3 protein-coding genes are annotated in these 3,589 nt (G+C 72.1%); 2 read left to right on the top strand and 1 reads right to left on the bottom strand.

The window, feature by feature from the left end; all coding sequences use genetic code 11:
* A partial coding sequence (locus H5J33_RS27485) for a thioester reductase domain-containing protein (protein ID WP_181797531.1) occupies window positions 1-1,587 on the top strand: 1,587 nt, incomplete at its 5' end.
* Window positions 1,588-1,872: 285 nt separating this feature from the next.
* Complete coding sequence (locus tag H5J33_RS27480; protein ID WP_258565434.1) at window positions 1,873-2,289, top strand: SAV_915 family protein; 417 nt, start codon at window positions 1,873-1,875, stop codon at window positions 2,287-2,289.
* Between the two features lie 30 nt (window positions 2,290-2,319).
* Here the strand turns inward: H5J33_RS27480 and H5J33_RS27475 are convergent.
* The coding region (locus H5J33_RS27475; RefSeq protein WP_181797530.1) for an endo-1,4-beta-xylanase at window positions 2,320-3,589 on the bottom strand (1,270 nt) is incomplete at its 5' end.

The raw sequence follows: 3,589 nt of genomic DNA, 5'->3' as shown, positions 1-3,589 counted from the left end.
GACCTCGCCGCACTGCGCGAACAGCCCTCCGTTCCCGCGGTGTTCACCTCCCTCGTACGCCGCCCGGCGCGGCCGTCGGTGACCGACGAGGCCGCCGCCGAACCCTCGCTCGCCGAACTGCTCACGGACCTGCCGCCCGCGCGACGGCAGGCCGCCGTACGGGACATGGTGCTCGCGGAGACCGCCGGCGCGCTCGGTCACACCGGCGGCGCGGGCATCGACGCCCAGCGCCCCTTCCCGCAGCTCGGCCTGGACTCGCTCACCTCGGTCGAGCTGCGCAACCGGCTCGCGGCCCGCACCCGTCTGACCCTGCCCGCCACCCTCGTCTTCGACCACCCGACGCCCGCGGACCTGGCCGCCCACCTGCTGACCCTGTTCGACGACGGCCCCGCGGCCGCCGGCAAGGAGACGGTGGACCACGCCGCGGACATCCGGCTCGATCCCGCCATCCGCCCCGCCGAGGAGGTCGTCCACACCGTCACCGACCCGGAGGAGGTCCTGCTCACCGGCGCCAGCGGCTTCCTCGGCGCGTTCCTGCTGCGCGACCTGATGCGCCGGACCCGGGCCAGGATCCACTGCCTGGTGCGCGGCACCGACGACACGGCGGCCTACGAGAGGCTGCGGACCGGCCTGGAGTGGTACCGCGTCTGGGACGAGATCGACCCGGCCCGGCTCACCGTGCACTCCGGCGACCTGGCCCGGCCGCTGCTCGGCCTGTCGGAGGAGTCCTTCGACGACCTGGCCCGCAGGGTGGACGTCGTCTACCACGCGGGCGCCACGGTGCACTGGCTGCACCCCTACACGACGCTGCGGGACGCCAACGTGCGCGGCACGGAGGAGATCCTGCGCCTGGCCGCCCGGCACCGCACGGTACCCGTCCACCACGTCTCCACGGTCGGCGTCTTCAACGGCCCCCGGGTACCGGGCGTCCCGCTGAAGACGACCGACCCCACCGGACCCGCCGACGTCCTGCCCAGCGGCTATCTGCAGAGCAAGTGGGTGGCCGAACAGGTGGTGGAGCTGGCCCGTCAGCGAGGTCTGCCGGTGTCCGTCTACCGGGTGGACGTGATCTCCGGGGACCAGGTCAACGGGGCCTGCCAGACACGTGACTTCGTGTGGCTCGCGCTCAAGGGCCTGCTGCAGTCGGGCGCGGTGCCGGCCGGTGTGGAGGGGCGGTTCCACCTGCTGCCGGTCGACTACGTCAGCGCGGCGATCGTGTCGATCTCCGGCCGCCCGGCGTCGGCGGGCGGCACCTTCCACCTGTTCAACCGGGACGCGCTGAGCCTCGGCGAGTGCGTCGCACGACTGCGCGCCCTCGGCTACCCCCTGCGGGACCTGGACCCGGAGGCCTGGCGGGATGTGGTCCGCTCGGACCGCGACAACGCGCTGCTGCCGCTCCTGCACGCCTTCGACCTGATGACGGGCGACACCGACGCCTTCTATCCGGCCCTGGACACCACGCAGACGGAGGAGGCCCTCACCGGCACGGGCATCACCTGCCCGCCGCTCACCGCCGAACTCTTCGACCGGTACGTGGAGTTCTTCGTCCAGGAGAACCACTTCCCCGCACCCGCGCAGTCCGACTGACGACCCGTCACCTGGCGGGCGCGTCGCTCGAGGGCCGGTTCCGGATCACCTCCCGGAACCGGCCCCGACGAGTGCGCACACGCGAAGAGGACGGTGGCCGGCCGCGCGCGGCTTCCCGGGGCGGCCCGCCCGGCATGTCAGTATCCCGTCAACGTCGTCCCGGCCGGCGTCAGCGTTCCGTCAGGACGGCCGGGGACCGGACGCGGACGGGCATAGCGTCGGTGGCGAGCCCCGGTCCGCCTCCCCGCGTCCGGGGCGCCACAGCTCTCTCCCGGTAGGTGGCCCATGGAAGAACTCCCGTACGGCGAAGACCCCGAGCCCTCCGACCGGTTCCCGGCCGGGCCCCTGTACGTCCCGGTCCGGCCGGGCCCCTCCGGGTCTGTGGTCCGCCTGTTCCGCACCCCGCTCGGCGACCGCTCGGCCGTCGGCTTCACCTCCGCGCGCGGGCTCGCCGCGGCCCTCGGCACCGGTCAGGCGTGGATCCGCCTCGCCGAGCCCGCGCTGCGCGCACTGACCGCGCCCCTCGGCGTCACCACCGTCACGATCGACCCGCCCTCCACGGCCCGAGCGCCGGCCGGACCGGCCGTCCGGGGGCACATGCAGACGGAGTGGAGCCGGGGTCGGCCGGGCTCCACTCCGTCGTACGGGTGTGTCACGGGGACTGCGCGCAGAACCTCCGGATCCCTGTCCCGGTCCGGGTGATGACGCCGCTGTCGCCGGCGCGGAAGCTCGTCAGCTCCGGGTCCAGCGCTGGTTGTTGCCGCCCGAGCAGGAGTACAGCTGGATCTGGGTGCCGTTGGCGGTGCCGGCTCCCACGGCGTCGAGGCAGAGGCCGGACTGGACGCCGACGATGGAGCCGTCGGAGTTCAGGCGCCACCTCTGGTTGTCGGCGCCCCAGCAGCTGTAGATCTGGACCTTGGTGCCGTTGCCGGTGCCGGCGGCGTCCAGGCACTTGTCGCCGTAGACCCTGAGCTCTCCGGCGTCGGTGTACGTCCACTGCTGGTTGGTGCCGCTGTTGCAGTCCCACAGCTGGATCTGGGTGCCGTCGGTGGTGGCCGCGCCCGGCACGTCCAGGCAGCGGCCCGAGCCGACGCCCTTGATCTGGCCGCCGGTCGTGGGGGGAGGCGTGGTGGTGGAGCCGCCGTTGAGCGCGTTGAGGACGGCGGTGTAGGCGGGCTTCTTGCTGCCGTCGTTGTTGAACAGCAGCGGCGTGTCACCGGACCGCCAGGAGTCGCTGTCGCGCACGCCCCAGACGGTGATGCCGAGGCAGCGCGAGACGGCCAGGCAGTCGTTGGTCACGTTGGCGTAGGTCGTGGGCGAGGCGCCCTGGATGTCGAGTTCGGTGATGGCCACGTCGACGCCGAGGGCGGCGAAACTCTGCAGCGTCGTGCGGAAGTTGCTGTTGTACGGGCTGCCGCTGTTGAAGTGCGACTGGAAGCCGACGCAGTCGATCGGCACGCCGCGCGACTTGAAGTCGCGGACCATGTTGTACACGCCCTGGGTCTTGGCCCAGGTCCAGTTCTCGATGTTGTAGTCGTTGTAGCAGAGCTTGGCGTTCGGGTCCGCGGCGCGCGCGGTCCGGAAGGCGACCTCGATCCAGTCGTTGCCGGTGCGCTGGAGGTTGGAGTCCCGCCGGCCGCCCGAACCGTCGTCGGCGAAGGCCTCGTTGACGACGTCCCACTGGGCGATCTTGCCCTTGTAGTGGCCCACGACGCCGTTGATGTGGTCGATCATCGCCTGGCGCAGGGCGCTGCCGCTGAGGCTCTGCATCCAGCCGGGCTGCTGCGAGTGCCAGGCCAGGGTGTGGCCGCGCACCCGCTTGCCGTTCTGCACCGCCCAGTTGTAGACGCGGTCACCGGCGGTGAAGTTGAACTGGCCGCGCTGCGGTTCGGTGGCGTCTATCTTCATCTCGTTCTCGGCCGTGACCATGTTGAACTCACGGCTCGCGATCGACGTGTACGCCGAGTCGCCCAGCCTGCCCGAGGCGATGGCGGTGCCGAAG

Origin of the sequence: Streptomyces sp. WELS2 (assembly GCF_013870595.1) — a bacterium.
In the GTDB taxonomy this organism is placed as follows: Bacteria; Actinomycetota; Actinomycetes; order Streptomycetales; family Streptomycetaceae; genus Streptomyces.
This window is presented reverse-complemented; position numbering and strand designations above follow the sequence as displayed.

Bases quoted from the DNA above. Each gene is read 5' to 3' on its own strand.
- H5J33_RS27480 (WP_258565434.1), top strand. From the start codon at position 1,873: ATGGAAGAACTCCCGTACGGCGAAGACCCCGAGCCCTCCGACCGGTTC.